A 24,790-nucleotide genomic window follows, 5' to 3' on the forward strand; every position below is an offset into this window, starting at 1 on the left:
CGCTATCCGCGTGAGGAATTGCTGGCCCCATCTACCCGCCGCTGCAGGGCCATCGCCGCGGCCGGGTTGCGCGCCTTGCCGGCGCCGATGCACAGCAGGTAGACCTCGCGCGGCTCTGACGGTGCCGGCCCGGACAGGCAGGGCAGGTCGTCCACCGGTTCGCCGCGTGACCAGTGGAGCGCGCGTTCGGCCCAGCGCTGCTGCACGGGTGCCGGCAAGCCCTCGTTCAAGCGGGCCTGGCTGCGCTTGATCCTGGCGTAGACGAAGCCGGCACTGACATCACCGTGCAGGGGCGCCTCGTCGCTGTCCTCGATCACCAGCGCCACGTCGTGGCGGCGCGCGGCAGCGACCAGCGCCGGGCCATGTGCCTCGGCGTTGCGCACCTCCAGCGCGTGCTGCAGCGGAACGCCCTCCAGCTGATGCGGCAATTGCCCCATCAGAGCCCCGAGTGCTTCAGCATCGGCGGGGTGGCGCGGATCGAACTGCCACAGCAACGGGCCGAGACGGTCACCGAGCGCGAGTGCCGCCTCAAGGAACGGTGCGGCGGCCTCCACCGTGCTGGACAGGTCGCGGCGCTGCACCAGGTAGCGCGGCGCCTTCATCGAGAAGCGGAAACCGTCGGGTGTCTGTGCGGCCCATTGTGCGCACTGGGCCGCCGTTGGCGTGCGATAGAACGTGCCGTTGATCTCGATGCAGCGCAGGGCGCGGCTGGCGTGGGCCAGTTCCTCGCGCTGCGGCAGGCCCGCTGGATAGAACACACCGCCGCGCCATTCGGGAAACACCCAGCCGCCGATGCCGCAGCGGATCGCCGCCTGGCTGGCAGTTGCGGTCATTGGCCGTGGTCCGCGCGCCACGGATCGTAGCTGCCGAACCACCACAGGTAGCCTTCCGGATCGGCGCAGGCATAGCCACGGCCGCCGTAGTCCTGGTCGGCGATGTCGATGACGATACGCGCATCGGCGGCCTTGGCGCGTGCATAGTGCGCATCGACATCGGTGACGATCACGCAGGCGCTCTGGGTCTGGCGTCCGCCGACCTCGTCCGGCATCACCGCCAGCTTGGACCATTCGCCACTACTGCTGCTCGAACCAAGCATGATCATGCCGTTGCCATATGTCAGCTGCGCATGGAACACGGTATCGCCGTCGGCATACACCGCCTGGACGTGAAAACCGAAGGCGCGCTGCAGCCAGTCGATGGCGGCCTGCGCGTCGCGGTAGCGCAGGCACGGAATGATGGTGGAGCCGCTGCTGGGTTGACCGTTCCCGCCCATGACACCCCTCCTATGGCACAGGGCAGGGTGCGCCGCGGACCGTTACCATCCCGCGAAACCCCGGTGACGGCCTGCACACGGCCGCTACCCCTGTTCGGAGATCGTGCTGGATGAAACCCTGGATCGGAGGTGCCGTGCTGCTGGCGTGCACGACCATGGCGAGCGCGGCGACCCCGCCGCCGCTGCAGGACCTGGATGCGACCGTCGAGCGCGTGCGCGCGCAGTTCGACGTGCCCGGCATCGCCGTGGCCGTGGTCAAGGACGGCCAGGTGGTGCTGGAGCGTGGCTGGGGCGTGCGCGAGCAGGGCAAGCCGGAGCCGGTGCAGGCCGATACGCTGTTCGCGATCGCCTCCAACACCAAGGCGTTCACGGCCACCTCGCTGAACCTGCTGGCCGAGGACGGCAAGCTGAAGATGGACGACAAGGTGATCGACCACCTGCCGTCGTTCCGCATGTCCGATCCGTTCGTGACCGGGCAGATGACGATCCGCGACCTGCTGTCGCATCGCAGCGGCCTGAGCCTGGGCGCCGGTGACCTGCTGTTCTGGCCGACCACTTCCTACAGCAACGCCGAAGTGGTGCAGCGGCTGGGCAAGGTGCCGCTGAAGGGCGGCTTCCGCGAGAGCTACGCCTACGACAACATCCTGTACGCGGTTGCCCAGCAGGTGATCGAACGCGTCTCCGGCATGAGCTACCAGCAGTTCCTGCAGACCCGCATCTTCGACACGGTGGGCATGGCCGGCACGCGCTACAACGCCGACCACCTCAAGCCCGGTGACAAGGCAGCGGTCGGCCACGCCAAGTACGACTTCAAGGACCTGCGTACCGTCGCGCCGCTGACCTGGTCGAACAATGCCGGCGCCGGTGGCATCTATTCCAGCGCCCACGACATGGCACGCTGGATGCAGGTGCAGCTGGCCGAAGGCAAGCTGGCCGACGGCACTTCGCTGTTCACCGAGAAAAGCCAGCAGCAGATGTGGCGGATGATCACCCCGCAGTCGATCCCGGCGCCGAGCGTGCCGGAGCTGGCGCCGGCGCGGGCCAACTTTGCCGGCTACGGCGAAGGCTGGAGCCTGAGCGACTACCGTGGGCGGAAACTGGTCTGGCACACCGGTGGCTGGCCGGGCATGGTTTCGCGGCTGACCCTGGTGCCGGGCGAGAAGCTGGGCGTGGTGGTGCTGACCAACCAGGAAGTGGGCGCGGCGTTCAACGCGATCACCCTGAGCGTGCTGGATGCCTATCTGGGTGGCGAGAAGCACGACTGGGTGGACGCCTATGCCAAGGCCGTGGCCAAGGGCCAGGGCAAGGCCGACGAAGCCTGGGCCAAGCACCAGAGCGCGCGCGACAAGGGCAGCAAGCCATCGCTGGCACTGCCCGGCTACACCGGCACGTTCCGCGACCGCTGGTATGGCGACATGCAGGTCAGTGCCGAGGGCAGGGGCCTGCGCCTGCGCTTCATGAAGACTGCGCAGCTGAGCGGCCGCCTGGAGCACTGGCAGCACGATACCTTCATCGTGCGCTGGGATGACCGCTCGCTCAACGCCGATGCGTTCGTGAACTTCAGCCTGGACCCGGACGGCAAGGTGCGCGAGGTGCGCATGCAGCCGATCTCCGACCTGACCGATTTCAGCTTCGATTTCCAGGACCTGCTGTTCACCCCGGTCAAGGAGTGAGGGTAGTGCCGGCCGGCGGCCGGCACGACCGGAGCCGCGGCGATCATCGGCTGGCGTACACATCCGGCGTGGGATACTTCGCCGCTTGCAAGAGGCGAGGGAGTGCGATGTTCCGTTGGTTTGAATCCCTGATCCCGGTGTTCCCGCCCGTGGATGGGCGCATGCCACCGCGCAAGGTGCTGCCGTTCTACCTGCACTACCTGCGCCCGGTGTGGCCGGTGCTGCTGGCGACCCTGATCGCTGGCCTGCTGCTGGCGCTGGTGGAAGTGGCGATGTTCGATTACCTGGGCCGCATCGTCGACATGGTCGCCGAGCAGCCGGGGGCCGATTTCTTCAAGCGCCACGCCAATGACCTGGGCTGGATGCTGTTCATCACGGTCATCGCGCGGCCGATCCTGGTCGGCCTGCACAACCTGCTGGTCAACCAGGCCATCGTGCCCGGACTGAGCAACCGCTCGCGCTGGCTGATGCACAACTACGTGGTGCGGCAGAGCCTGAGCTTCTTCCAGAACGACTTCGCCGGCAGCGTCGCCAACCGGGTGATGCAGACCGGTACCTCGCTGCGCGAATCGGCCGTACAGATGGTCGATTCGCTCTGGTACATCGTGGTCTATACCGGCACCGCGCTGTACCTGTTCGCGCAGGCCGACTGGCGGCTGATGGTGCCGCTGATCCTGTGGCTGCTGGCCTATGCGGTGATCATGGTCTACTTCGTGCCGCGCGCTAAGGAACGGGCCTGGATCGCTTCCGAGGCACGTTCCAAGGCGATGGGCCGCATCGTCGATGGCTACACCAACATTCCCACGCTGAAGCTGTTCGCCCATGGCGGACGCGAGCAGGCCTACGTTGCCGAATCGATCCAGGAACTGGCGGTCAAGCACCGCGCGCAGACCCGGGTCACCACCGGCATGGACCTGACCATCGCCATCGTCAACGGCTTCCTGATCGCCGGTACCTGCGGGCTGGCGCTGTGGCTGTGGAATGGTGGCCACATCACCGTCGGCGCGATCACCCTGGCCACCGGCCTGGTGATCCGCATCCACAACATGTCCGGCTGGATCATGTGGACCATCAACGGCATCTTCGAGGACATCGGCACGGTGCAGGACGGCATCACCACCATCGCCCAGCCGCTGACCGTGCAGGACCGCGAGGATGCAGTGCCATTGCAGGTGACCCGTGGTGGCGTGCATTTCCAGGACATCCACTTCCACTATGGCAAGAAGGGCGGGGTGATCGCCGGCCTCGACCTGGTGGTGAAGCCCGGCGAGAAGATCGGCCTGGTGGGTCCTTCCGGTGCCGGCAAGTCGACCCTGGTCAACGTGCTGCTGCGCCTGTACGACCTGGAAAGTGGCCGCATCCTGATCGACGACCAGGACATTGCGTACGTCACCCAGGAAAGCCTGCGCCAGCAGATCGGCGTGGTCACCCAGGACACCTCGCTGCTGCATCGCTCGATCCGCGACAACCTGCTGTACGGTCGTCCCGACGCGACCGATGAGCAGTTGCGCGCAGCCGTAGCCAAGGCGCGTGCCGAAGCCTTCATCGATACGCTGGTGGACGGGCAGGGGCGTCGTGGCTACGACGCGCATGTCGGCGAGCGCGGCGTGAAGCTGTCCGGCGGCCAGCGCCAGCGCATCGCCATTGCCCGCGTACTGCTGAAGGACGCACCGATCCTGGTGCTGGACGAGGCGACCTCGGCGCTGGATTCGGAAGTGGAAGCGGCGATCCAGGACAGCCTGGACGAGCTGATGGGCGGCAAGACGGTGATCGCGATCGCGCACCGGTTGTCGACCATCGCGCGCATGGACCGGTTGGTGGTGATGGACCAGGGCCGCATCGTCGAGACCGGCACCCACGCCGAGCTGATTGCGGCCGGTGGCCTGTACGCGCGGTTGTGGGCGCGGCAGACCGGTGGTTTTGTGGCTGCCGATCAGTAGATCCACGCCATGCGTGGATGCATCCCTTGGGGCCGGATCCCTTTCCGCAGGAAAGGGCTCTGACCCCAGTGTGTTTCCGGAGACCCGCATGATCCACCCGCTACGCCCTTTGCTGCTCGCGCTTGCCCTGGTCAGTTCAGCGGCGGCAGCCACGCCAGCTCCCATTCAAGGCGACCAGCTCGAACAGGTGGTCCTGCTCAGCCGCCACAACCTGCGCGCGCCGGTGGTGGCATCGGGTGCGCTGGCCAATGCCACGCCAGAGCGCTGGCCAGGCTGGGACGTCGCCTCAGGCGAGCTGACCGCCAAGGGCGGCGTGCTGGAGGTCTACATGGGCCGCTACATCGGCCAGTGGCTGCGGCAGGCGCAGCTGCTGCCGCCGTCGGATTGCCCGCAGCCGGGTGACTTCCACGCCCACGCCAACAGCCTGCAGCGCACCCAGGCCACCGCGCAGTTCTTCGTTGCCGGTGCCTTCCCGGGCTGCCATGTTGCAATCGAGCAGCGCATGCCGCTGGGCACGATGGACCCGCTGTTCAATCCGGTGATCCACCGCGATGACGCGGCCTTCCGCGCACGTGCGGTGTCGGCGATGCAACAGGCACGGGCCGCATCGGATCTGGCACCGGCGTTGGCGGTGGTGGAGGCGATCACCCGCTATCCGCAGTCGGCGGCATGCATGGGGCGCAGCGACTGCCATCTAATGCTGGCCGACACGACCTTCAGTGCGGAACCGGGCAAGGAGCCACGCGCGTCCGGTTCGCTGGCCCTGGCCAGTGGACTGGTCGATGCCTTGTTGATGGAGCACTACCAGGGCAGTGGCATCCCCCGCGAAGGCTGGGGCCGGTTGACCACCGAGGCGCAATGGCAGGCGCTAGCGCAGATCCGCAACCGCTACCAGGACATCCTGTTCGGAACGCCCGAGGTGGCGCGTGATGTGGCCGCTCCGCTGCTGACAAGAGTGAATGCGTTGTTCGACGACCCGGCGTCGCCGAAGGTGACCCTGCTGGTCGGTCACGATTCCAACATCGGTTCGGTGCTGGCGGCGTTGGGAATCAGCGACTACAGCCTGCCGGGCCAGTACGAGAAGACGCCGATCGGCGGCCTGCTGCAGTTCGAGCGCTGGCGTGATCGCCACAGCGGTGAGGAAAGGATCCGCCTGGCCTACGTCTACCCGACCACCGCGCAGCTGCGCGATGTGCTGCCTCTGACCAACGCGCAGCCGGCGGGCCGCGTCGCGCTTCGTGTGCCGGGGTGCGCGGCACAGGGCTGCACCGTCGCCGAGTTCCAACGTCTGCTGCATCCGGCAGCCCGCTGAGGTACGCCGCTAACGCAGCGGCGCGCGCACGATGCCATGCGTGGCCATCAGCGTAAGGTCGCCGCCCAGCCGTGGCGAGTGGAACGGGCCGCGCGCATGCGCGACATCGAACAGGCCGCCATCCGGTGATCGCAACCGGTAGAACTCGACCCAGCCGCTGGCCTGCAGGGGCAGCTGTGCAACGCCGGTGTGTTCGTTGAACCATGCAGGGTCCTTGCTGCCTTCGATGACGCGGCGGGCAAGGCGGTCGATAGCGTGATCCCTGCTGGCGTACCAGTCCTGGCCGCGCAGCCGCGCCAGCTCAGCCATCATCACCAGCGGCGCCAATGCGTAATCGTGGTAGTGCAGGGCACGTTGCCCGCGCGCCATTTCCAGCGGCAGGCTGCCATCGTCCTGGATGTCATCGATGCCCTTCTGGAAGGCGGCGTGGCCGGCCTGCCACAAGGTCTCGTCACTCGTGGCCAGGCCGGTGGCCAGCACGCCCAGGCCGCCCCAGTAGTAGTGGTTGTTGCGGCGCCGTTTCGGATTGTCCCAATACGCCAGATTGGCCCGTGCCAGCTTCTGCAACCAGAGGTCGATGCGCTCGCGCTGCCGGGTATCAGCCTGGTCATGCACCTTCAGGTAGGCCATCGCTACCGCATCGAGCATCCACTGCCGCATGTAGAACGACTGGTTGTTGTTGACCCGGACCATCTGCCCGAGCATGGCGCCATCGTCGGCCCAAGCACCCAGCCAGCTCAGGGTGCACTGTGCCGCTGCCGGGTCACCGTCGCGCAGGTAGTCGTCGCTCATGCGCGCCACGTCGGCGGCATAGCGGTCAAGAGGCGCGGTGGCGTCCTTGTTCTGCTGGTGCAGTACCGGGTCGATCACCGAACCGGCCTTGTCGGTGTAGTAGCCCACGGCCCGGATGTCGGGTTGCCCGGCCGGCGGCGACGGGCAGGCGGCGAAGGCCGTAGCGGCGGCCATTGCAGAGGAGAGCAAGCCAAGAACTAACTCCAGGTGGCGCATTGGAGTCTGCGGGAACAGGGAGATGATGCGAACAATGCGCCCGCAGATGTTGTCCATGTGTGAGGCGGAGTAGGCCGAGCGGCGGGTATTCGGGACGGGCAGGCAGGAGTCAGCGAGCGGCAGGCGTCACGCCGCATTGAAATGCATGCCCTCACTGGCGCAATCCATGCTCCTGATTCAGCTACCCTCATGCCATCAATCCAGCGCGAGGTGCGGCTTGTGAGAATCACGGATTTTCTCGTAATGAACGGTGATGGTGACCGGATTCAGGCTGATCCGCATGGCAACAACGTGGCCTTCAACTGCTTCGATTGCGAGCACCCGATAGTGGCGGTCGCACTGGAGAACCAGAGAGGCAGTGATGAAGAGCATCCAGCGGTCTGCCGCGGCTGTGGTGCAGAGTACTTTTTGGATCCACGGCAGGGTTCGAGCAAAATGTATATCCACATGCTCTGACTTGGGCAGCGCCGGAGAAAAAATGGCCCGGGTTTCCCCGGGCCATTCTGTTTTCAACTCACACCGGCTCAATCACTCGATCGGCTGGTCCAGCATCAGCTGGCGTGCGAAACGCACCGGCGGGGCGCCGTAGGACAGCACCTGGTCGTGGTACGCCTTCAGGTTGAATTTGTCGCCCAGCTTGTCCTGCACCGCCTTGCGGGTGTCGAAGTGTTCCTGCGCGCCGACGAAGTAGGTCGGCAGCTGCGCCGAGGTCAGTTGCGCGCGCACCCACTTGCCGGCGGCTTCGCTTTCCTGCTGGAACGCGTCGTGGGTCATCAGGTGCATCGCCTTCTCGCGATCCCAGTTGTCCACGTGCACGCCCTGGTCGAGGATCGCGTTGGAGATCGTGCGCAGGTAGAACTTCAGCTGCACCAGGTGGAACAGCGGGTCGTTGTTGAGGTAACCCTGCTCCTGCATCATGCGCTCGGTGTAGACCGCCCAGCCTTCGGCGAACAGGCCCGAACGCAGCACCGCACGCAGGGTGGAGGGGAACTTGGCCGAGTGCCAGCCTTCCAGGTAGTGGCCCGGGGTGCCCTCGTGGATGCTCAGCAGGTGGATCATGCGCGAGTTGTATTCACGCAGGAACGAGTCGACCTGCTTCTCGCTCCAGTTGTCCGGAATCGGCGACACGGCATAGAAGGTCTTCAGGTTCTTGTCCAGCGGGCCCGGCGAATCGCAGTAGGCCACGGCCACGCCACGCTGGAATTCCGGCATCAGGATGATGTCCACCGGCGCGTCGGGCAGCGTCATCAGATCATGCTCGCGCACGAATGCGGTGGACTGCTCCAGCGCGGCCTTGGCATCATCGACCACCTTGTCGCGTGCCGGCTTGTCGGCGTAGGCCAGTTCCAGCGCGGCCTCGATCGCCTTCTGCTGCTGCTCGTCGGTCGGCTGGGCCGGCATTTCCGGTGCACCCGGCTTGTCCTTCAGCACGGTCTGCGCGATGCCGTACATGTCTTCGCGCACGCGCTTGAGTTCGGCGCGGGCACGCTCACCGATCTCCTGGCGCGACAGCGAGGAGCTCAGTGCGAACTTCAGTTTCTGGTCGTATTTTTCCGCACCGATGCGGAAATCACCCTTGGCATTCGGCACCAGGGTCTTGTCCAGCCAGGTCTGCTGCTCGTCCACCGCCTTCTTCAGGCCGTCGATGGCGGTTTGCAGGCGCTGCTGGTCGGCCTGCGGCAGTTCACCGATGTGCGGGGTGATGAAGGTATCGACGATGCTGAGAATGCCCTTGTTCTGCTTGGCCACCGTCTCGGCATGGACCTTCGGCACGCGGGCCGGATCCAGGTTCTCGCGGGCCTGGGCGAAGATCGCCGGCAGCTTTTCCATGCGTGCGGTGGCCGACTTCAGGCGCTCCGGCAGCGGCGCGAACTCGCGCGCCATCAGGCCGTAGATCGCGCTGCCGGCGATGCCGTTGTACAGCTGCGGGTCCCACTTGCCGGACTGCAGCACTTCGGCGTTCCAGATTTCCGACTGCAGCTGGTTGCGCAGGATCGCCGCGTCCACCTGGTTTTCGCGGCCGAGCTTGGCCACGTCGATCTTGTCCAGCTCGCCCAGCAGTGCCTTGTAGGCGGCCACGGTCTTCTGCTGGCCGGCGGCGCTCAGGTCGTCCAGCTCGCTGTCGTAGCGGTGGTCACCGATCTGGGTGGCGCTGACCGGGGACAGCTGCATCCAGGTGTCCAGGGCGCGCTTGGACAGGTCGGCGAAGGCGGCATCGACCGCCGCCTCACCGGCCTGCTGGCTGGCGGCCGGGGTGGAACCGTTGGTCGGGGCGTCGGCCGGCTGGCAACCGGCCAGGGCGGCGACCAGGGCGAGGGCAAGAAGATGCGGGCGCATCGGCGTTCCTGTACAGGGTCAAACCCCGAGCATAGGGCCCCGGGGCTGCTTTGTCCCCGTGCCATAGGATTACCATGGTGGCAGACAAGGACTCTCCAGCGGAGCGCAGGACATGGAATACCAGGGAAGCTGCCATTGCGGCAGGATCGCATTCACCGTACAGGCCGGGGCGCCGATCAGCGACGTCATCGACTGCAACTGCTCGATGTGCCGCCGCCGCGGCAGCCTGCTGTGGTTCGCGCCGCGTGAGGCGTTCCAGCTGACGACCGATCCGGCGGACGTGGCCACCTATCATTTCAACAAGGCCCACATCGATCATCACCATTGCCGTGAGTGCGGCGTTGCGCCGTACAGCGAAGCGGTGGACCCGCGCACAGGTACGCCGATGGTGGCGGTGAACGTGCGCTGCGTGCCGCAGGTGGATCTGGGCACGTTGGCGGTGATGTCCTATGACGGAGCCGCACTGTGAGGCCGGTGCGTGCGTGGACGCGTGTGGTGACGATGCCGGTACTGCTGCTGGCGCTGGCGGCCTGTGCCAAGCACGGCGATGCGGCGGCCGATGCAGGCGCCACTGCCGCCGAGGCTGCCGTCGCATCACCGGAAGGTGCCTTCCTGGCCTATGAACATGACGTGCAGGTACAGCTGGAGGCGGCGCAGATCGCACCGCGCATCCAGCAGGTGGCACAGGCCTGCTAGAGCGCGAAGTTCGGTGACTGCGCGGTGCTGCAGGTCGACCAGCGTAGTGGCGAGCAGCCCAGCGGCGAGGTCAGGGTACGCATCGCGCCGAAGGGCACCGAGCCGCTGATCGCGATGGCCGGTGAAGGTGGAAAACTGCAGTCGCGCAACACGCGTGCCGAAGATCTCGCGCAAGCCGTGGCCGATACGGCACTGACCAAGGCGCGGCTGGAGAAGGAACATGCGCGGCTGCTGTCCTACCAGGACCGCAAGGACCTGAAGATCGAGGACCTGATGGCGATCACCACGCGCCTGTCGGAGATCGAAGCGGGCGTCGAGCAGGCCAACAAGGATGCCGCCCAGCAGCGCCGGCGCATCGATACCCAGCTGGTGACGATCCACTTCGATACCACGTCCGGCCAGCGCAGCCGCAGCGAGATCGGTGAGGCGCTGAGCGAATCGGGCAGCATCCTCAGCACCAGCATTGCGTTCCTGATCCGCGCTGCGGCCGCGCTGCTGCCGGTGGCGGTGCTGGCCCTGATCGTGGCATGGGGTGCGCGGGCGTGGTGGCGTCGCCGCCGCCGCAAGCTGCCGCCCAGCCTCTGAGGCAATGGTTGATGCCGGCAGCCCGCCGGCATCAGCCCTCGTCAGTCTCGTACTCGACGAACACATCCAGCTCCAGCGCCAGCTCCTGCACCGCATCGCGCACCTTCTGCGCGGTGCTTTCATTGCCGACTTCCACTTCCAGTTCGTGGATGCCCGGGCCGATGTCATCGGACAGCCCGGCCGAACTGGAATCGTCGTCGTCCATGTGTGGCATCAGGTCGTCGGTTTCCTCGACATGTTCGATGCCATCCAGGCCGAGCAGCAGATCGCTGATCGCACGGGCGTCGTCTTCGGTTCCGGTGATGCGCAGTCGCAGCATGGCCATGGCATAGGTACGTTGTGGGTTCGCCAGCAGCCTAGCCAGCGTGAAGCAAAGAACGGGTGAGGGCGCAGTCAGCCGTGCGTGGCCGGGCGCCCGAGCAGGCTGTCCGGCAATGCGGGAATCGGCGTGCGTTCGTCCTGCGCCTGCTCCAGCAACCAGTCGATGAACAGGCGCGCGGCGTGGCTCGGCGGTTGCCCTTCGGCATGTACCACGTGATACGCGTAGCGCGCTTTCAGCGCCGGGCCGGGCAGGCGTACCACCTCGTAGCGTTGCAGGTAGGGCTGCGCGATGTGGGTGCGTGCCAGCACAGCGCCCATGCCGTACACCGCCGCGCGCATCGCATCGGTACTGTCGGCGAAGGTGTGCATCGGCGGAAGCGGCGACGGCGGGCGCACGCCGGCATGACGGAACCAGTCACGCCAGCCCTGCGGCGACAGATCGGTCAGCAGCGGGAGGTCGGCGATGCGCGCCGGATCGACCAGCGTTTCCACCCCGGCCAGTGCCGGTGAGGCGACCGGAAACAGGTAGTCATCCATCAGGTGCTGCGCACGCAGGCCCGGCCATTGGCCCAGGCCGTAGCGGATGCCGACCTCCGGCCCATTGTCGTCGTAGCGGTCCAGGCCGCTGCCGGTGTGCAGCTCGATGCGGATGTGCGGATGGGCCTGGGTGAAGCGTGGCAACCGCGGCAGCAGCCAGCAGTACGACAGCGAGCGCAGCGTGGTGATCCGCAACGGCACGCTGTCCGCATCCGGGTGCAGATGGTGGGCGACCGCCGCGACATCGGTGAAGGCTGCACTGGCCGCATCGGCCAGCTGCCGCCCCTCGGCGGTCAGGCGCACGCCGCGCGCATGGCGCAGGAACAGCCGGGTCTCCAGCACCTCCTCCAGGCGGCGCACGTGATGGCTGACCGCGCTGGCGGTCAGGTGCAGTTCCTGTGCGGCCTGGGCGAAGTTCTGGTGGCGCGCGGCGACCGCGAACACGGCCAGCGCGGGGAGCAGGGAAGGGCGTAGCTGCATGTCCAGCCTCAAACCATATTTGTGGCTGGCAGCGATACTACGCGCTTGTGCGGCAGGCGTCTGCGCCTGATCCTGTCTGCCTTGCGAGGATCAGACGATGGACGGAGGCAGGACATGAATGCGGTCCCACAGGCGGCCGAGCGCGACTGGCGCACACCGCTGGAGTTGACCCTGCTGGGCGCCATCTGGGGCTGCTCGTTTCTGTTCATGCGGGTGGCGGTGCCGTCGTTCGGCCCGTTCGCGCTGGTCGAGGTACGGCTGGTGCTGGGCGCGCTGGTGCTGCTGCCATTCCTGTGGCGCGCTCGCGCGCAGTTCCCACCGCGGCGCTGGCTGTGGCTGGCACCGATCGGCCTGATCAACTCGGCGCTGCCGTTCGTGCTGTTCGCTTATGCGGCGGAGCGGGCCCCTGCTGCGATCGGCGCGATCTGCAATGCGATGACCGTGTTGTTCGCTGCGCTGATCGCATTCCTGTTCTTTGGCGAGAAGATCGGCATGCGCCGCGCTGGCGCGTTGCTGGTCGGCTTTGCCGGCGTGGTCGTGCTGGCCACGGCCAAGGTGTCGGGCCTGAGCATCGGCACCGCGGTGCTGGCCGGTGCGGCGGCCTCGCTGCTGTACGGCCTGGGCGTCAACCTGGTGAAGCGGCACATGACCGGCCTGCCGTCGGCGGCGGCGGCTGCGGCAACGCTGTCGTGTGCCTCGCTGTGGATGCTGCCGATGGCGGTCAGCCATTGGCCGCAGGCGGCGATTCCGGCCAAGGCCTGGGGCGCGGCGATTGCCCTGGGCGTGGCCTGCACCGGGCTGGCGTTCCTGATGTTCTATCGCCTGATCGGGCGTATCGGCCCGTCGCGCGCGTCGACGGTGACCTACCTGATTCCGCTGTTCGGTGCGGCGTTTGCGTGGTTGTTCCTGGGTGAGCCGGTGACGCTGCAGATGCTGATTGCCGGTGCGTTGATCCTGGGTAGCGTGGCGGTGAGTCAGAAGGGCTGAGGCGTTTAGCGCGTGGCGCGTGCTGAAGGTGCTTCATTGTTCATGGGCGTTACTTTTCTTTGTACGCAAAGAAAAGTAACCAAAAGAAACGTTCCGCCGGTCACGAGCCGATGCGCGTTGCGCATCGGTGCCCTGCGCTCCTCGGCCCGTCGAGGGACGGCGCGGGAACTCGCTGCGCTCAGACACCCGCGCCTCTTCGCCCTCGCCGGACCTGCGGTGCTCGGCTCGCTCAAGGCGGACCCAGATCAAAGGCCACAGCTGCACTCAGTAGATCCACGTCATGCGTGGATGCTTTTGCGGTTGATCTTGACCTTCCAGTCCGCCTTGAGCGAGCCGAGCATCGCAGGGGAATCAGGGGCGAAGAGGCGCCGATGTTTGAGCGCAGCGAGTTCGGCGCCGTCCCCTGATTCACCGAGAAGCGCAGGGGACCGGCGTGCGAAGCACGGCGGCTCGCGACCTGGCGGCGCGTTTCTTTTGGTTACTTTTCTTTTCGCGCGAAAAGAAAAGTGACGCCCATGAACGATGAAGCACCTTCAGCACGCGCCACGCGCAGAACCCGCAACGGCGTTACTTCACCGGCACCGGAACATTGCAAAGATCGATGTGCCCCGCCGGGCGCTTGTAGAAATCATCCACGCGATTGCGCCGCGCCTCCACCGTATCGGCGAAGGTCTTCGAATCGGTGCGCAGCACCTGGATCGGCGTGCGCTCGGCCGCCGGCACGTCGCTGGCGCGGCGGATCGACACGATCGGCGTACGCAGCTTCGGGTCGGTGTAGAAGCCCATCGGCGCCGGGCCGCGCGGGACCGCGCTGAGCAGCTCCATGCCCTTCAGCACACGGCCGACCAGGGTGATGTTGCGGTCCAGCTGGCGCGGTGACTGCCCCGTCACCACGTACAGTTCGGCGCCGATGCTGCTGTCTTCCTCGTTGCTGCGGCCCGCGCCCAGCATGCCGTAGCAATGCGCCAGCCAGGCCTTGCCGGCCTGCGGATCCTGGCCGACCGGGAAGCCGTCGACGAAACCGGTCTGCGCCGCCCAGCCATCGCGATCCGGCAGCACGCTGACCTTCAGGCCAGCGCTGGCGCGCTCGAACTCGGCCGGCAGCTTGCGCGCGGCACTGCCGAACGGCTTGGCCTTGGCCGCATCATCGGCGTCGGCATCGCCGAACTGCACCACGAAGTTGTCCTGCGAACGGTAGATGCTGGTGCCGTCCCAGAAGTGCTCGTGGGCGAAGGTCTGGATGTTGGCGACATGGCGCGGGGCGAACTGCGGCGCCAGCTCGATGATCACCCGCCCGGCCGGCAGGTCCATGTACAGCAGGTTGGCCGGGTCCGGCGTGCGCCAGTCGCTGGCCGCCGACGCATCGAGGATCTGCTGCGGGCTGCGGTAGGGCGTGGCCGCACTGGCCATGGCGGGAAGCAGGCAGGACAGGGCGAGGGCAGTCAGGGCAAGGCGACGACGGTGCGGCATGGGAACCCCGGAACATGAACGAGGCTTCGATTCTGCGCGAGCCGCCCAGCGACGCCAACTGGCACGATGACTAACGACACATTCGCTATACCGAACTTCGCACTACTGTGGACTTCAACGTAGTGGAGGGCCGGTCATGTCCGAGGACGATGTCCAGCTGAAGAAGTTCCAGAAGGAGCTCAGCGCCGGAACGGTGTCGCTGGCCCTGCTGGCAGTGCTGGCCCGGGCCGGCGAGCCGCTGTACGGGTACCTGATCGCCAAGGAGCTGGAACGGGTGGGCGAGGGCGTGCTGAGCGGCAAGCAGAGCGCGCTGTACCCGGTGCTGCGCAACCTGGAGGGCGCCGGCTTGCTGGAAAGCCACGTAGAGCCGTCCAGCAGCGGGCCGCCGCGACGCTACTACCGCATCAACGAACGTGGCCGCGACGTGCTGGCGCAGTGGCGCCAGGCCTGGCAGGCCACCCGCGATTCCGTCGATTCCGTGTTGGAGGGGGTACCGCAATGAACGTCCCGAACCCGGCAGGCGCAGGCCTGCCCAGCACCATCCCGCAGTACCTGGCGCAGCTGCGTGCGGCGCTGGAAGGTGCCGACCCGGCGATGGTGCAGGACGCGCTGTACGACGCCGAGGAATACCTGCGCTCGGAGCTGGCGGCGCAGCCCGGCCGCAGCGAGGCCGAGGTGATCGCCGACGTTGCCGGCAGCTACGGTGCGCCGGACGAAGTGGCCGAGATCTACCGCGAGACCGAAGTGACGGTGAATCGCGCGCTGCGCACGCCACGTGCGGATACCACGCCGGTGCTGCGTGCTGCGGCGGAAGCCAGTGGCGTCGAGCCGGCCGCGCCGCCGCCGGCGCCGGTGCAGCGCTCCCTGCTGGCGCGCTTCTTTGGCGTGGTGACCGACCCGCACACCTACGGTGCGCTGTTCTACATGCTGCTGTCGCTGGCCACCGGCATCTTCTTCTTCACCTGGGTGGTGACCGGCCTGTCTTTGTCGCTGGGCCTGTTGATCCTGATCATCGGCATTCCGCTGACCGTGCTGTTCTTCGGCTCGGTGCGCGGGCTGGCGCTGCTGGAAGGGCGGCTGGTGGAAGCGCTGCTGGGCGAGCGCATGCCGCGCCGCCCGCGCTACACCGACCGCAGCCGCACGTGGCTGCAGCGCATCGGCGACATGTTCACCGATGGCCGCACCTGGCTGACCCTGCTGTATTTCGTGCTGATGCTGCCGTTGGGCATCATCTACTTCACCATCGCGGTGACGTTGCTGTCGCTGTCGCTGAGCCTGATCTGGGCGCCGGTCGCAGCGATCTTCAGTGGTGACATTCCGGGCGTGTACGTCGACGGCGTGAACGTGCTGCCGATGGCGGCCTCGCCGCTGGTGGCGATCGTGGTTGCCGCCGTGGGCGCGTTGCTGCTGCTGCTGACGATGCACCTGGCACGCGGCATCGGCAAACTGCACGGGCTGATCGCCAAGAACCTGCTGGTGCGGTTGTAAGCGGTCAGGGGTCGGATCCCTGTTCGCAGAACAGGGCTCTGACCCCGGATCCGATCGTGCTGGGGTCAGAGCCCTTTCCGTTGGAAAGGGATCCGACCCCGGGTCGGACGGGGCATTACCCCGCCTTTCGCCGCAACGGGGTGACGTTGCTCTTCTTCTTCGTGGCCTTCGCCGCCGGTGCTTCGGCATGCGCGGCGAAGAAATCGCGCACCTTGGGATACACCACTTCGCGCCAGCGACGGCCGCTGAAGATGCCGTAGTGGCCGGCGCCTTCGACGATGAAATGCTCGCGCTGGTCAGCCGCGATACCGGTGCACAGCGCCTGCGCGGCTTCGGTCTGGCCGAGGCCGGCGATGTCGTCCAGCTCGCCTTCGATGCTCAGCAGCGCGGTATCGCGGATCGCCGACGGATCGACCTTCTCGCCGTTGACCACCCACTCGCCACGCGGCAGCAGGAAGTCCTGGAACACCACGCGGATGGTATCGAGGTAGTACTTGGCCGGCATGTCCAGCACCGCGTTGTACTCGTCGTAGAAGCGACGGTGCGCGTCGGCGTCTTCCAGGTCGCCCTTGACCAGGTCGGTGTAGAAATCCCAGTGCGAGCTGAAGTGGCGGCTCGGGTTCATCGACAGGAACCCGGCGTGCTGCAGGAAGCCCGGGTACACGCGGCGGCCGACGCCGGGATAGCTGGCCGGCACGGTGTGGATGACGTTGTTCTCGAACCACGACAGCGGGTTCTGCGTAGCCAGGTTGTTCACTGCGGTCGGGCTGCAGCGTGCATCGATCGGGCCACCCATCATCACCAGCGTGCGCGGCGTCGGTTCGCCACGGCTGGCCATCAGCGAAACCGCAGCCAGTACCGGCACGGTCGGCTGGCACACGCTCACCACATGCAGGCGCTCCACACCAAGGTGGCGGATGAACTCCTGGATGTAGGCGATGTAATCGTCCAGGCCGAATTCGCCTTCGCTGGACGGCACCATGCGCGCGTCGACCCAGTCGGTGACGTACACGCGGTGGTCGCGCAGCAGGGTGCGCACGGTATCGCGCAGCAGCGTGGCGTGGTGGCCGGACAGCGGTGCCACCACCAGCACGAACGGCTGGTTGAGCATGGTGTGCAGCTGGTCGGCTTCATTGCTGTGGCGCTTGAAGCGCAGCAGTTTGCAGAACGGCTTGCTCACTTCCTCGTGCACGACGATCGGCACGCGTTCGCCATCGACGTCGATTTCGTTGATGCCCCACTCGGGCTTCTCGTAATCCTTGCCGATGCGATGGAACAGCTCGTTGACCGCGGCCAGGCGATCGGCACCCGGCATCTGCGACCACCAGTGGCCCGGGTTGGCGAAGAACTTGGCGTTGGCCTGGGCCTGGTGCACCCAGGGGGCGAGCAGGTTGCGGGTCAGTTCGTGCAGTTGATAGAGCATGACGACCGAATATGTATGGTCATATGTTGCCGCGCAGCATATCCCATCCAGACGTCCCGCAGGTTAAGTCGGCTGAAAATAATGAATCCGGATTCACATCCGTTCCAGCGCTGCGGCCTCGCCGGCCAGGGACGGGCCCAGCCACAGGTGCGAACCGACCGACTGCAGGCCCTGTCGGGTCAATTCACGCCGGTACCAGCGGGCCGGGCGGGCCTGGAAACCCTCGTGGTCGCCCTCGAACGCATCCTCGGCGGCGAAGGTCTCCAGGAAGGCCATGCCGCCGGTCAGCTCCGCCACGCCGGCCAGTCCGGCACGCAGCTCGCGATCGGGCACGTAGTGCATTACGTCCGAACACACCAGCAGGTCGACCGGGGCACAGGGCCGCAGCCAGGCGAAATCGCCAAAGCGGGCCAGGTGCAGGTTGCGGGTCCTGCCGTAGCGGCGCACAGCGTACTCGCTGCTGTCGAAGCCCAGGTATTCGACCTTCGGACGCAGCTTCAGCAGCGGTGCGCGCCAGGCGCCTTCACCGCAGCCGATATCCAGCACGCTGCGGATCGGCCGCTCCAGGTAGTACTCGGCACTGGCCACGGCCAACGCGACCTTGCGCGCCAGGCGGGCGCTGCCGCCGATGTCGGCACGGCGGTACCAACGTTGGAAGTAGGCGGCGTCGTAGTTCTTGTCCATGGGGCGGTTCGCGGTCGGGGAAAACGGCGCCTATCGTAAGGTGTTGCGGCGCGCCATGCGTCGATGTGTCGCGGCGCGCGTGCCTGCGGCCACCTTGCCATGGCGTGCGAGAATGGCCGCCAACCTACGCCAGCCGCCGGAGCAAGCGCATGCAGAGCTACTACTGGGTCAAGACCTTCCACATCGTGTTCGTGGTGGCGTGGATGGCCACGGTGTTCTACCTGCCGCGCATCCTGGTGAACCTGGCCGAGACTGCAGGCCAGCCGGCGGTGACCGAGCGCCTGCAGCTGATGGGCCTGCGCCTGTACCGCTTCGGCCACTCGATGTTCGGCCTGGCATTCCTGCTCGGGCTGGTGTTGTGGCTGGGCTACAAGGTCATCCCGGATTTCCCGACCATGGTCGCCGCGGACGGTGCCGGGTGGTTGCACGCCAAGCTGGGCCTGGTGGTGGTGCTTCTGGCCTACTTCATCTGGATCGGCCGCCTGCTGAAGGGCGTGGCCAAGGGCAGGGCGCTGCCGTCCTCGCGCGCGCTGCGCTGGATCAACGAGATCCCGCTGCTGGCGTTCATTCCGATCGTGTGGCTGGTGCTGGCCAAGCCATTCTGAGAGTCCGCTATCCGTAGAGCGATGCTTGGCTCTACGCGCTCGCGTGGTCCTTCGCCAGAGCAGAGGCATCCACGCATGGCGTGAATCTACTGGGTGCAGCTGTGGCTTTTGATGTTCAGGTCCGCCATGAGCGAGCCGAGCATCGCAGGTGAAACAGGGGCGAAGAGGCGCCGATGTCTGAGCGCAGCGAGTTCGGCGCCGTCCCCTGATTCACCGAGAAGCGCAGGGAACCGGTGCGCAGCACCGGCTCGCGTTCGGCGGCGTGTTCTTTGGTTACTTTCTTGCACGAGCAAGAAAGTAACAAGCCGATGAATCAGGCCGCTTCGTACGTGCCGTAGCTGCGCAGGCGGGCATAGCGCTGTTCCAGCAGCTGTTCGGTGGACAGCTTGTCCAGCGCGTCCAGTTCGTTCAGCAGCACGGCCTTCAGGCGCTTGGCCATCTGCGTCGGGTTGCGGTGGGCGCCACCGGTGGGCTCGCGCACGACCTTGTCGACCAGGCCCAGGCTCTTCAGGCGTGGCGCGGTCAGGCCCAGCTGCTCGGCGGCATCCTTGGCCTTGCCGGCGTCCTTCCACAGGATCGAGGCGCAGCCTTCCGGGGTGATGGTCGAGTACACCGCGTACTCCAGCATCACGGTGCGGTCGCCCACGCCCAGCGCCAGCGCGCCACCGGAGCCGCCTTCACCGATCACGGTGCAGATGATCGGCACCTTCAGTTCGGCCATCTCGATCAGGTTGCGCGCGATCGCTTCGGACTGGCCGCGCGATTCGGCATCGATGCCCGGCCAGGCGCCGGCGGTGTCGATCAGGGTCAGCACCGGCAGGCCGAAGCGTTCGGCCATCTTCATCAGGCGCAGCGCCTTGCGGTAGCCCTCCGGCTTGGGCATGCCGAAATTGCGCTTGATCTTTTCCTTGGTGTCACGGCCCTTCTGGTGGCCGATCACCATCACCGCGCGGCCATTGATGCGGGCCAGGCCGCCCATGATGGCCTTGTCGTCGGCGAAGGCACGGTCACCGGCCAGCTCCTGGAACTCATCGCAGATGATACGGATGTAGTCGGCGGTGTACGGGCGCGACGGGTGACGGGCCAGCTGCAGCACCTGCCACGAAGTCAGGTTGCGGAAGATCTGCGCGGTGCGCATGCGCAGCTTGTCCTGCAGCGCGTGCACTTCCGCCTCGACATTGACCGCCGGCCCGGCACTGGCGTTGCGCAGTTCCTGGATCTTGGCTTCCAGGTCGGCGATGGGTTGCTCGAAGTCGAGGTAGTTCGGATTCATCGGAAGCCGTCGTGTAAAGAAGAGGGGAATTCTAGCCGAATGCGTGCAAACCACCCGTACGCCTTCGTCTGGAAAGCGACGGTAGCGCAGCCGGGCGGGGGGCGCCAGTCAGCTCAGGGCACCACCAGGGCACTGCGGCCCATCAGCTGGCTGCGCTGGGAAACGAAGTCGTTGTAGGCCTCGTTGGCCTCACGGCCCAGCCCGCTGCCCAGCGTGGCGGTGGCCGAGGTGAAGGCCATCTGCGCGGCGAAGTCCTGCTTGCGCAGGGCCTTCTGTTCATCGGCGGTGGTGGCCTTCAGCCAGCGCGCATACACCTCGCGCAGGGGCGCGGCATGCGCCTCGAAGGCCGGCACCAGCGCCGGCAGGCTGGCCGGGGCCGGTTCCAGGCTGAACACCGGGGCCACGTAGCCGGCCGGCTGCTCGCGCTTGAAGGCACCGGGCTCGCCCATGCCTTCTTCCACGTAGGCGATGAAATCCGGCGCGGTGAACACCTTGGCCACGATCTGGCCGCCGCTGGAATCGACATGGGCGACTACCTTTTCCTTCGGGAACGGTTCGCGCACGCCGTAGGTCCAGGTCTTGTCGATGAACAATGCGTGGCTCTTCTCGAACGGGCCTTCGAAGTCGACGCCGCCCAGCTCGATGCCGGCCTTGCCGGTGCCGAAGTTCTTCAGCTTGCTCTCGTCGGTGACATAGATCTCGCGGGCGATCACGTACTCGCTCAGGGTCGGGTTGATCAGGCCACCACGACCGTCGACGTAGACGATGAAGCGCACATCACCGAGCTTGTCGGTGTGCAGGCGATGCTCGCCCACGGCCAGCGAGATCGGGCGCGAGCCCTGTGCGGCGACCGGCAGGTCCTGGCCATCGATGCTCAGTGCCAGCGGCGTGTCGGTCGGATTGTCGATCTGGAACTCGACCTTCGAGGGCGAACAGGCGGCCAGGGCCAGCGCGGCAGCGAACGGGAACAGCAGGGTCTTCATCGGCAATCGTCCTTGATACATGGAACGGGAAAGCAGGGGTTTCGGCAAAACCAGGGAGCAGGCCTCAGCTGGCCCATGGCGGGCTGTAGCGCACCTTCAGCGTGCGCACGGCCGGGTCGGCACGCAGCGCCTCCATCAGCTTGGAATCGATGCGCACCGCGCTCTGCCCGGACACATCAAGCATGCCGGCGACGCCACCATGCGGGCCCTTCAGCAGCAGGTCCAGGCGCAGCGGCGTTCGCCCCGGGCGATGGCGGTCGAGCAGGGCATCGATGCGTTCCCAGACCGGGCGCTGCTGGCGCAGGTCCAGGCGCAGCGACAGCCGCGTGGCGTAGTTGGCGCAGACTTCGTCGAAATCCCAGCACTGGCGGATGCGCAGCGCGAAGCCGCCGTTGAACTCGTCCTCGCGCAGGCCGCCCTTGACCACCAGGATGCGGTCCTTGGTCATCAGGTGGCCGAACTCGGCCATCGCGTCGGAGAACGCGCTGCACTCGACGCGGCCGCGGCCGTCCTCGAGCTGGATGAAGATCTGGCTCTCACCCTTGCGGCGCACGCCGACCACCTGGCCGGCCAGCACGGTCTGCACTTCCGGGCGCCAGCGCTTCTCGCCGCCACCACCGCCACCACTGTTGGCGCTCCAGATCTTCTCCACCGAACCCAGATCGTTGCCGACCAGGTCGCGCACGTCGTCGCGCCAGGGATCGAACGGGTGGCCGCTGAGGTAGAAGCCCAGCGTGTCGCGCTCGCCGTTGAGGCGCTGCAGCAGCGGCCATTCCTCGGCTTCGGGCAGGTCCAGCTGGATCGAGGCCGCGCTCGGGTCAGGGCCGCCGAACAGCGAGTTCTGGCCGGAGGCGCGCTCACGCGCCATCTGGTCGGTGGCCTTGATCACCTCCGGCAGCTGCAGCATCAGCGAGGCGCGGTTGCGCCCGAGTTCGTCCAGTGCGCCGCAGTTGATCATCGCTTCCAGCGTGCGGCGGTTGAGCTTGGCCGAACCGACGCGGGTGCAGAAGTCGAGCAGGTCCTTGTACTCGCCGCCCCTCAGGCGCTCGTCCACCACCGCTTCGCAGGCACCCTGGCCGACGCCCTTGATCGCGCCCAGGCCGTACTGGATGGTGTCAGGCGTCACCGCCTCGAACATGAAGGCCGACTGGTTCACCTTCGGCGGCAGCACGGTCAGGCCCAGATTGCGCACCTCGTCGAGGAAGCCGACCACCTTGTCGGTGTTGTCCAGGTCCGAGGACAGCGTGGCTGCCATGAACTCGGCCGGATAGTGGCGCTTCAGCCAAGCGGTCTGGTAGCTGACCAGTGCGTATGCAGCGGCGTGCGACTTGTTGAAACCGTAGCCGGCGAACTTCTCCATCAGGTCGAAGATGGCATCGGCCTTGGCCTCGTCCACGCCGTCCTTGGCTGCGCCTTCGCGGAAGATCTCGCGGTGCTTGGCCATTTCGGCAGGCACCTTCTTGCCCATCGCGCGGCGCAGCAGGTCGGCGCCGCCCAGCGAGTAGCCGCCGACGATCTGCGCCATCTGCATCACCTGCTCCTGGTACACCATGATGCCGTAGGTGTCCTTCAGGATGGCTTCGGTGCGCGGATCGGGATAGATGATTTCTTCCTGGCCGTGCTTACGCGCGTTGAACGAAGGAATCAGGTCCATCGGGCCGGGGCGGTACAGCGACACCAGCGCGATCAGGTCTTCGAAACGATCGGGGCGCGCGTCCTTCAGCAGGCGGCGCATGCCCGAGGATTCGAACTGGAACACCGCGCCGGTGTTGCCGTTGGCGAAGATGTCCTTGTAGGTGGGCGTGTCGTCCAGCGGGATCGCGGCGATGTCCACCGGCGGGATGCCGGCGCGCTCGTGGCGCTTGTTGATCGCCTTCACCGCCCAGTCGATGATGGTCAGCGTGCGCAGGCCCAGGAAGTCGAACTTCACCAGGCCCACTTCTTCCACGTCGTTCTTGTCGAACTGGGTGACCGGGTTCTTGCCGAGGCCGTTCTCGTCGTGTTCGGCGTACAGCGGGCAGAACTCGCTCAGCGGCTCGGGACCGATCACCACGCCACCGGCATGCTTGCCGGCGTTGCGGGTCAGGTCTTCCAGCTGCAGCGCCAGATCGATCAGGTCGCGGACATCGTCCTCGGTCTCGTAGCGCTGGATCAGTTCGGCCGAGGCCATTTCCGAGCTCGGGCCTTCCTTGCCCTTGCCCAGCGCATCCTTCAGGTGGATGCCGAGGATGTTCGGGATCAGCTTGGAGACGCCGTCGACCAGGCCGTACGGGAAACCGAGCACGCGGCCGGAGTCGCGCACCACCGCCTTGGCCGCCATGGTGCCGTAGGTGATGATCTGGCTGACGCGCTCGCGCCCGTACTTTCGCGCGACGTAGTCGATCACTTCGTCGCGGCGGTCCATGCAGAAGTCGATGTCGAAGTCGGGCATCGACACGCGTTCCGGATTCAGGAAGCGCTCGAACAGCAGGTTGTACGGCAGCGGGTCCAGATCGGTGATCTTCAGCGCCCACGCCACCAGCGAACCGGCACCCGAACCACGGCCGGGGCCGATCGGAATGCCCTGGTTCTTGCCCCACTGGATGAAGTCGGCCACGATCAGGAAGTAGCCTGGGAAGCCCATCTTGATGATGGTGTTGAGCTCGAATTCCAGGCGCTCGAAGTACTCCTCACGGGTCTTGCCCGGCGCCAGCGGATTCTTCTGCAGGCGCTCTTCCAGGCCGTCGCGCGACATCTTCTGGATCCAGGTGTCCAGGGTCTCGTCGTCCGGCACCGGGTAGTTGGGCAGGAAGTAGGTGCCCAGCCGCATCTCGATGTTGCAGCGCTCGGCCAGCGCCAGCGTGTTGTCGATTGCATCGGGAATGTCGGCGAACAGCGCGCACATCTCCTCGGCCGACTTCAGGTACTGCTGGTCGCTGTATTCGCGCGGGCGCTTGGGGTCGTCCAGCACGCGGCCGGTGGAAATGCAGACACGCGCTTCGTGCGCGCTGAAATCCGACGGTGACAGGAAGCGCACGTCATTGCTGGCCACCACCGGCAGGCCACGCTGGCCGGCGGCCATCAGCGCGAACTGGTTGAAGGTTTCCTCGCCCTCGCGGCCGGTGCGGGTCAGCTCCAGGTGCAGGCCATCGCCGAACACGCGCTGCCAGTCGGCCAGCTGCTGCTCGGCCAGCTCATGCTTGCCGTCCAGCGCCAGGCGCCCGGCCAGGCTCTGCCGGCCGGCCAGCGCGAACAGGTTGGCGTTGCCGGCTTTCAGCCAGTCCGGGTGCACTGCCACGCCGCCCTCCGGGCGATGGCCTTCCATCCAGGCGCGGGTCAGCAGCCGCGACAGGCTCAGGTAACCCTCGCGATCGCGGCACAGCAGGGTCATCCGCCACGGATCCTGGCCTTCCTCGGCGATCAGCACGTCAGCGCCGGCGATCGGCTTGATGCCCACGCCTTCGGCGGCCTTGTAGAACTTGACCAGGGCGAACAGGTTGTTGAGGTCGGTCACCGCCAGCGCGGGCAGGCCGAGTTCGACCGAGCGCGACAGCAGGTTGGCCTGCTTGGCCTTCTTCGGGTCCGCCTGGTCGGGCTTGGCCGGCACGCGGATGGTCGAGTCCGCCAGCGAGAACTCGGTGTGGACGTGGAGATGTACGAAGCGGGAGTTGGACATGCCGGACCAGGTTGGAGCGCGCGGGCCCCGGGTGCTGACGGAAGATCGTCGCCGGGGTCG

At 66.6% G+C, this 24,790-nt stretch carries 21 protein-coding genes and 1 pseudogene; 9 read left to right on the forward strand and 13 right to left on the reverse strand.

The genetic code is table 11. The features are described 5' to 3' along the window. Positions 1-2: 2 nt before the first annotated feature. Complete coding sequence (locus ACYKG1_RS06730) at positions 3-833, reverse strand: DUF72 domain-containing protein (RefSeq protein ID WP_478472206.1); 831 nt, start codon at positions 831-833, stop codon at positions 3-5. Beyond that, entirely contained in the window at positions 830-1,273 is a 444-nt protein-coding gene (locus ACYKG1_RS06735) for a VOC family protein (protein WP_262226452.1), read from the reverse strand. The genes ACYKG1_RS06730 and ACYKG1_RS06735 overlap by 4 nt, the downstream gene beginning before the upstream one ends. Positions 1,274-1,383: 110 nt before the next feature. Between ACYKG1_RS06735 and ACYKG1_RS06740 the strand changes: the two genes are divergently transcribed. The 3 genes from ACYKG1_RS06740 to agp all read left to right on the forward strand — a co-directional run bounded on the left by ACYKG1_RS06740 (position 1,384) and on the right by agp (position 6,198). After that, complete coding sequence (locus tag ACYKG1_RS06740) at positions 1,384-2,946, forward strand: serine hydrolase (protein WP_478472208.1); 1,563 nt, start codon at positions 1,384-1,386, stop codon at positions 2,944-2,946. Between the two features lie 107 nt (positions 2,947-3,053). Continuing rightward, complete coding sequence (smrA, locus tag ACYKG1_RS06745) at positions 3,054-4,886, forward strand: multidrug efflux ABC transporter SmrA (protein ID WP_060380982.1); 1,833 nt, start codon at positions 3,054-3,056, stop codon at positions 4,884-4,886. Positions 4,887-4,974: 88 nt separating this feature from the next. Then, a complete protein-coding gene (gene agp / locus ACYKG1_RS06750) occupies positions 4,975-6,198 on the forward strand; it encodes a bifunctional glucose-1-phosphatase/inositol phosphatase (protein ID WP_478472210.1) in 1,224 nt (407 codons plus the stop codon). Positions 6,199-6,207: 9 nt separating this feature from the next. On the opposite strand, the gene ACYKG1_RS06755 is transcribed toward agp, so the two are convergent. From ACYKG1_RS06755 to ACYKG1_RS06765, 3 genes are all read right to left on the reverse strand, one after another. After that, positions 6,208-7,206 carry a polysaccharide lyase gene (locus tag ACYKG1_RS06755; protein WP_478472713.1) on the reverse strand — a complete coding sequence of 333 codons (999 nt, stop codon included), beginning with the start codon at positions 7,204-7,206 and terminating at the stop codon, positions 6,208-6,210. A 195-nt stretch (positions 7,207-7,401) separates the two neighbouring features. After that, positions 7,402-7,719, reverse strand: a complete 318-nt coding sequence (locus ACYKG1_RS06760; protein WP_157804593.1) for a hypothetical protein — start codon at positions 7,717-7,719, stop codon at positions 7,402-7,404. 15 nt (positions 7,720-7,734) lie between these two features. Beyond that, positions 7,735-9,543, reverse strand: coding sequence for a DUF885 domain-containing protein (locus tag ACYKG1_RS06765; RefSeq protein ID WP_478472211.1), 1,809 nt, complete (start codon positions 9,541-9,543; stop codon positions 7,735-7,737). A 112-nt stretch (positions 9,544-9,655) separates the two neighbouring features. Between ACYKG1_RS06765 and ACYKG1_RS06770 the strand changes: the two genes are divergently transcribed. Continuing rightward, positions 9,656-10,012, forward strand: a complete 357-nt coding sequence (locus ACYKG1_RS06770) for a GFA family protein (RefSeq protein WP_262226456.1) — start codon at positions 9,656-9,658, stop codon at positions 10,010-10,012. 32 nt (positions 10,013-10,044) lie between these two features. Continuing rightward, positions 10,045-10,824: pseudogene (locus tag ACYKG1_RS06775) on the forward strand (DUF4349 domain-containing protein). A 31-nt stretch (positions 10,825-10,855) separates the two neighbouring features. On the opposite strand, the gene ACYKG1_RS06780 reads toward ACYKG1_RS06775, so the two are convergent. Beyond that, positions 10,856-11,149: a hypothetical protein gene (locus ACYKG1_RS06780; protein WP_005415831.1), complete on the reverse strand. Its 294-nt coding sequence runs from the start codon at positions 11,147-11,149 to the stop codon at positions 10,856-10,858. A gap of 68 nt (positions 11,150-11,217) precedes the next feature. Further along, entirely contained in the window at positions 11,218-12,162 is a 945-nt protein-coding gene (locus tag ACYKG1_RS06785; protein ID WP_478472212.1) for a LysR substrate-binding domain-containing protein, read from the reverse strand. Positions 12,163-12,276: 114 nt separating this feature from the next. On the opposite strand from ACYKG1_RS06785, the gene ACYKG1_RS06790 reads away from it, so the two are divergent. Continuing rightward, positions 12,277-13,149: a DMT family transporter gene (locus ACYKG1_RS06790; RefSeq protein ID WP_049446277.1), complete on the forward strand. Its 873-nt coding sequence runs from the start codon at positions 12,277-12,279 to the stop codon at positions 13,147-13,149. 567 nt (positions 13,150-13,716) lie between these two features. Here ACYKG1_RS06790 and ACYKG1_RS06795 read toward each other — a convergent pair. Then, positions 13,717-14,619 carry a peptidylprolyl isomerase gene (locus ACYKG1_RS06795; RefSeq protein ID WP_100471741.1) on the reverse strand — a complete coding sequence of 301 codons (903 nt, stop codon included), beginning with the start codon at positions 14,617-14,619 and terminating at the stop codon, positions 13,717-13,719. Between the two features lie 136 nt (positions 14,620-14,755). Here ACYKG1_RS06795 and ACYKG1_RS06800 point away from each other — a divergent pair, with 136 nt between their 5' ends. Continuing rightward, positions 14,756-15,121 carry a PadR family transcriptional regulator gene (locus tag ACYKG1_RS06800; protein ID WP_014036489.1) on the forward strand — a complete coding sequence of 122 codons (366 nt, stop codon included), beginning with the start codon at positions 14,756-14,758 and terminating at the stop codon, positions 15,119-15,121. After that, positions 15,118-16,107: a sensor domain-containing protein gene (locus tag ACYKG1_RS06805; protein WP_100471742.1), complete on the forward strand. Its 990-nt coding sequence runs from the start codon at positions 15,118-15,120 to the stop codon at positions 16,105-16,107. Before ACYKG1_RS06800 ends, ACYKG1_RS06805 begins: the two co-directional genes overlap by 4 nt. Positions 16,108-16,222: 115 nt before the next feature. Here ACYKG1_RS06805 and ACYKG1_RS06810 read toward each other — a convergent pair whose 3' ends face one another. Together ACYKG1_RS06810 and ACYKG1_RS06815 are read right to left on the reverse strand one after the other, a co-directional pair. Then, a complete protein-coding gene (locus tag ACYKG1_RS06810) occupies positions 16,223-17,530 on the reverse strand; it encodes a polyhydroxyalkanoate depolymerase (RefSeq protein WP_262084509.1) in 1,308 nt (435 codons plus the stop codon). 93 nt (positions 17,531-17,623) lie between these two features. Next, positions 17,624-18,214: a class I SAM-dependent DNA methyltransferase gene (locus ACYKG1_RS06815; RefSeq protein ID WP_478472214.1), complete on the reverse strand. Its 591-nt coding sequence runs from the start codon at positions 18,212-18,214 to the stop codon at positions 17,624-17,626. Positions 18,215-18,363: 149 nt separating this feature from the next. Here ACYKG1_RS06815 and ACYKG1_RS06820 point away from each other — a divergent pair, with 149 nt between their 5' ends. After that, complete coding sequence (locus tag ACYKG1_RS06820) at positions 18,364-18,819, forward strand: CopD family protein (RefSeq protein WP_100471745.1); 456 nt, start codon at positions 18,364-18,366, stop codon at positions 18,817-18,819. Between the two features lie 313 nt (positions 18,820-19,132). On the opposite strand, the gene ACYKG1_RS06825 is transcribed toward ACYKG1_RS06820, so the two are convergent. From ACYKG1_RS06825 to dnaE, 3 genes are all read right to left on the reverse strand, one after another. Continuing rightward, a complete protein-coding gene (locus tag ACYKG1_RS06825) occupies positions 19,133-20,092 on the reverse strand; it encodes an acetyl-CoA carboxylase carboxyltransferase subunit alpha (RefSeq protein WP_043034849.1) in 960 nt (319 codons plus the stop codon). A 113-nt stretch (positions 20,093-20,205) separates the two neighbouring features. Then, a complete protein-coding gene (locus tag ACYKG1_RS06830) occupies positions 20,206-21,075 on the reverse strand; it encodes a hypothetical protein (protein ID WP_100471746.1) in 870 nt (289 codons plus the stop codon). Between the two features lie 64 nt (positions 21,076-21,139). After that, a complete protein-coding gene (dnaE, locus tag ACYKG1_RS06835; protein WP_100471747.1) occupies positions 21,140-24,730 on the reverse strand; it encodes a DNA polymerase III subunit alpha in 3,591 nt (1,196 codons plus the stop codon). Positions 24,731-24,790 lie beyond the last annotated feature (60 nt).

The organism is Stenotrophomonas sp. 85239_Sma (assembly GCF_056481725.1).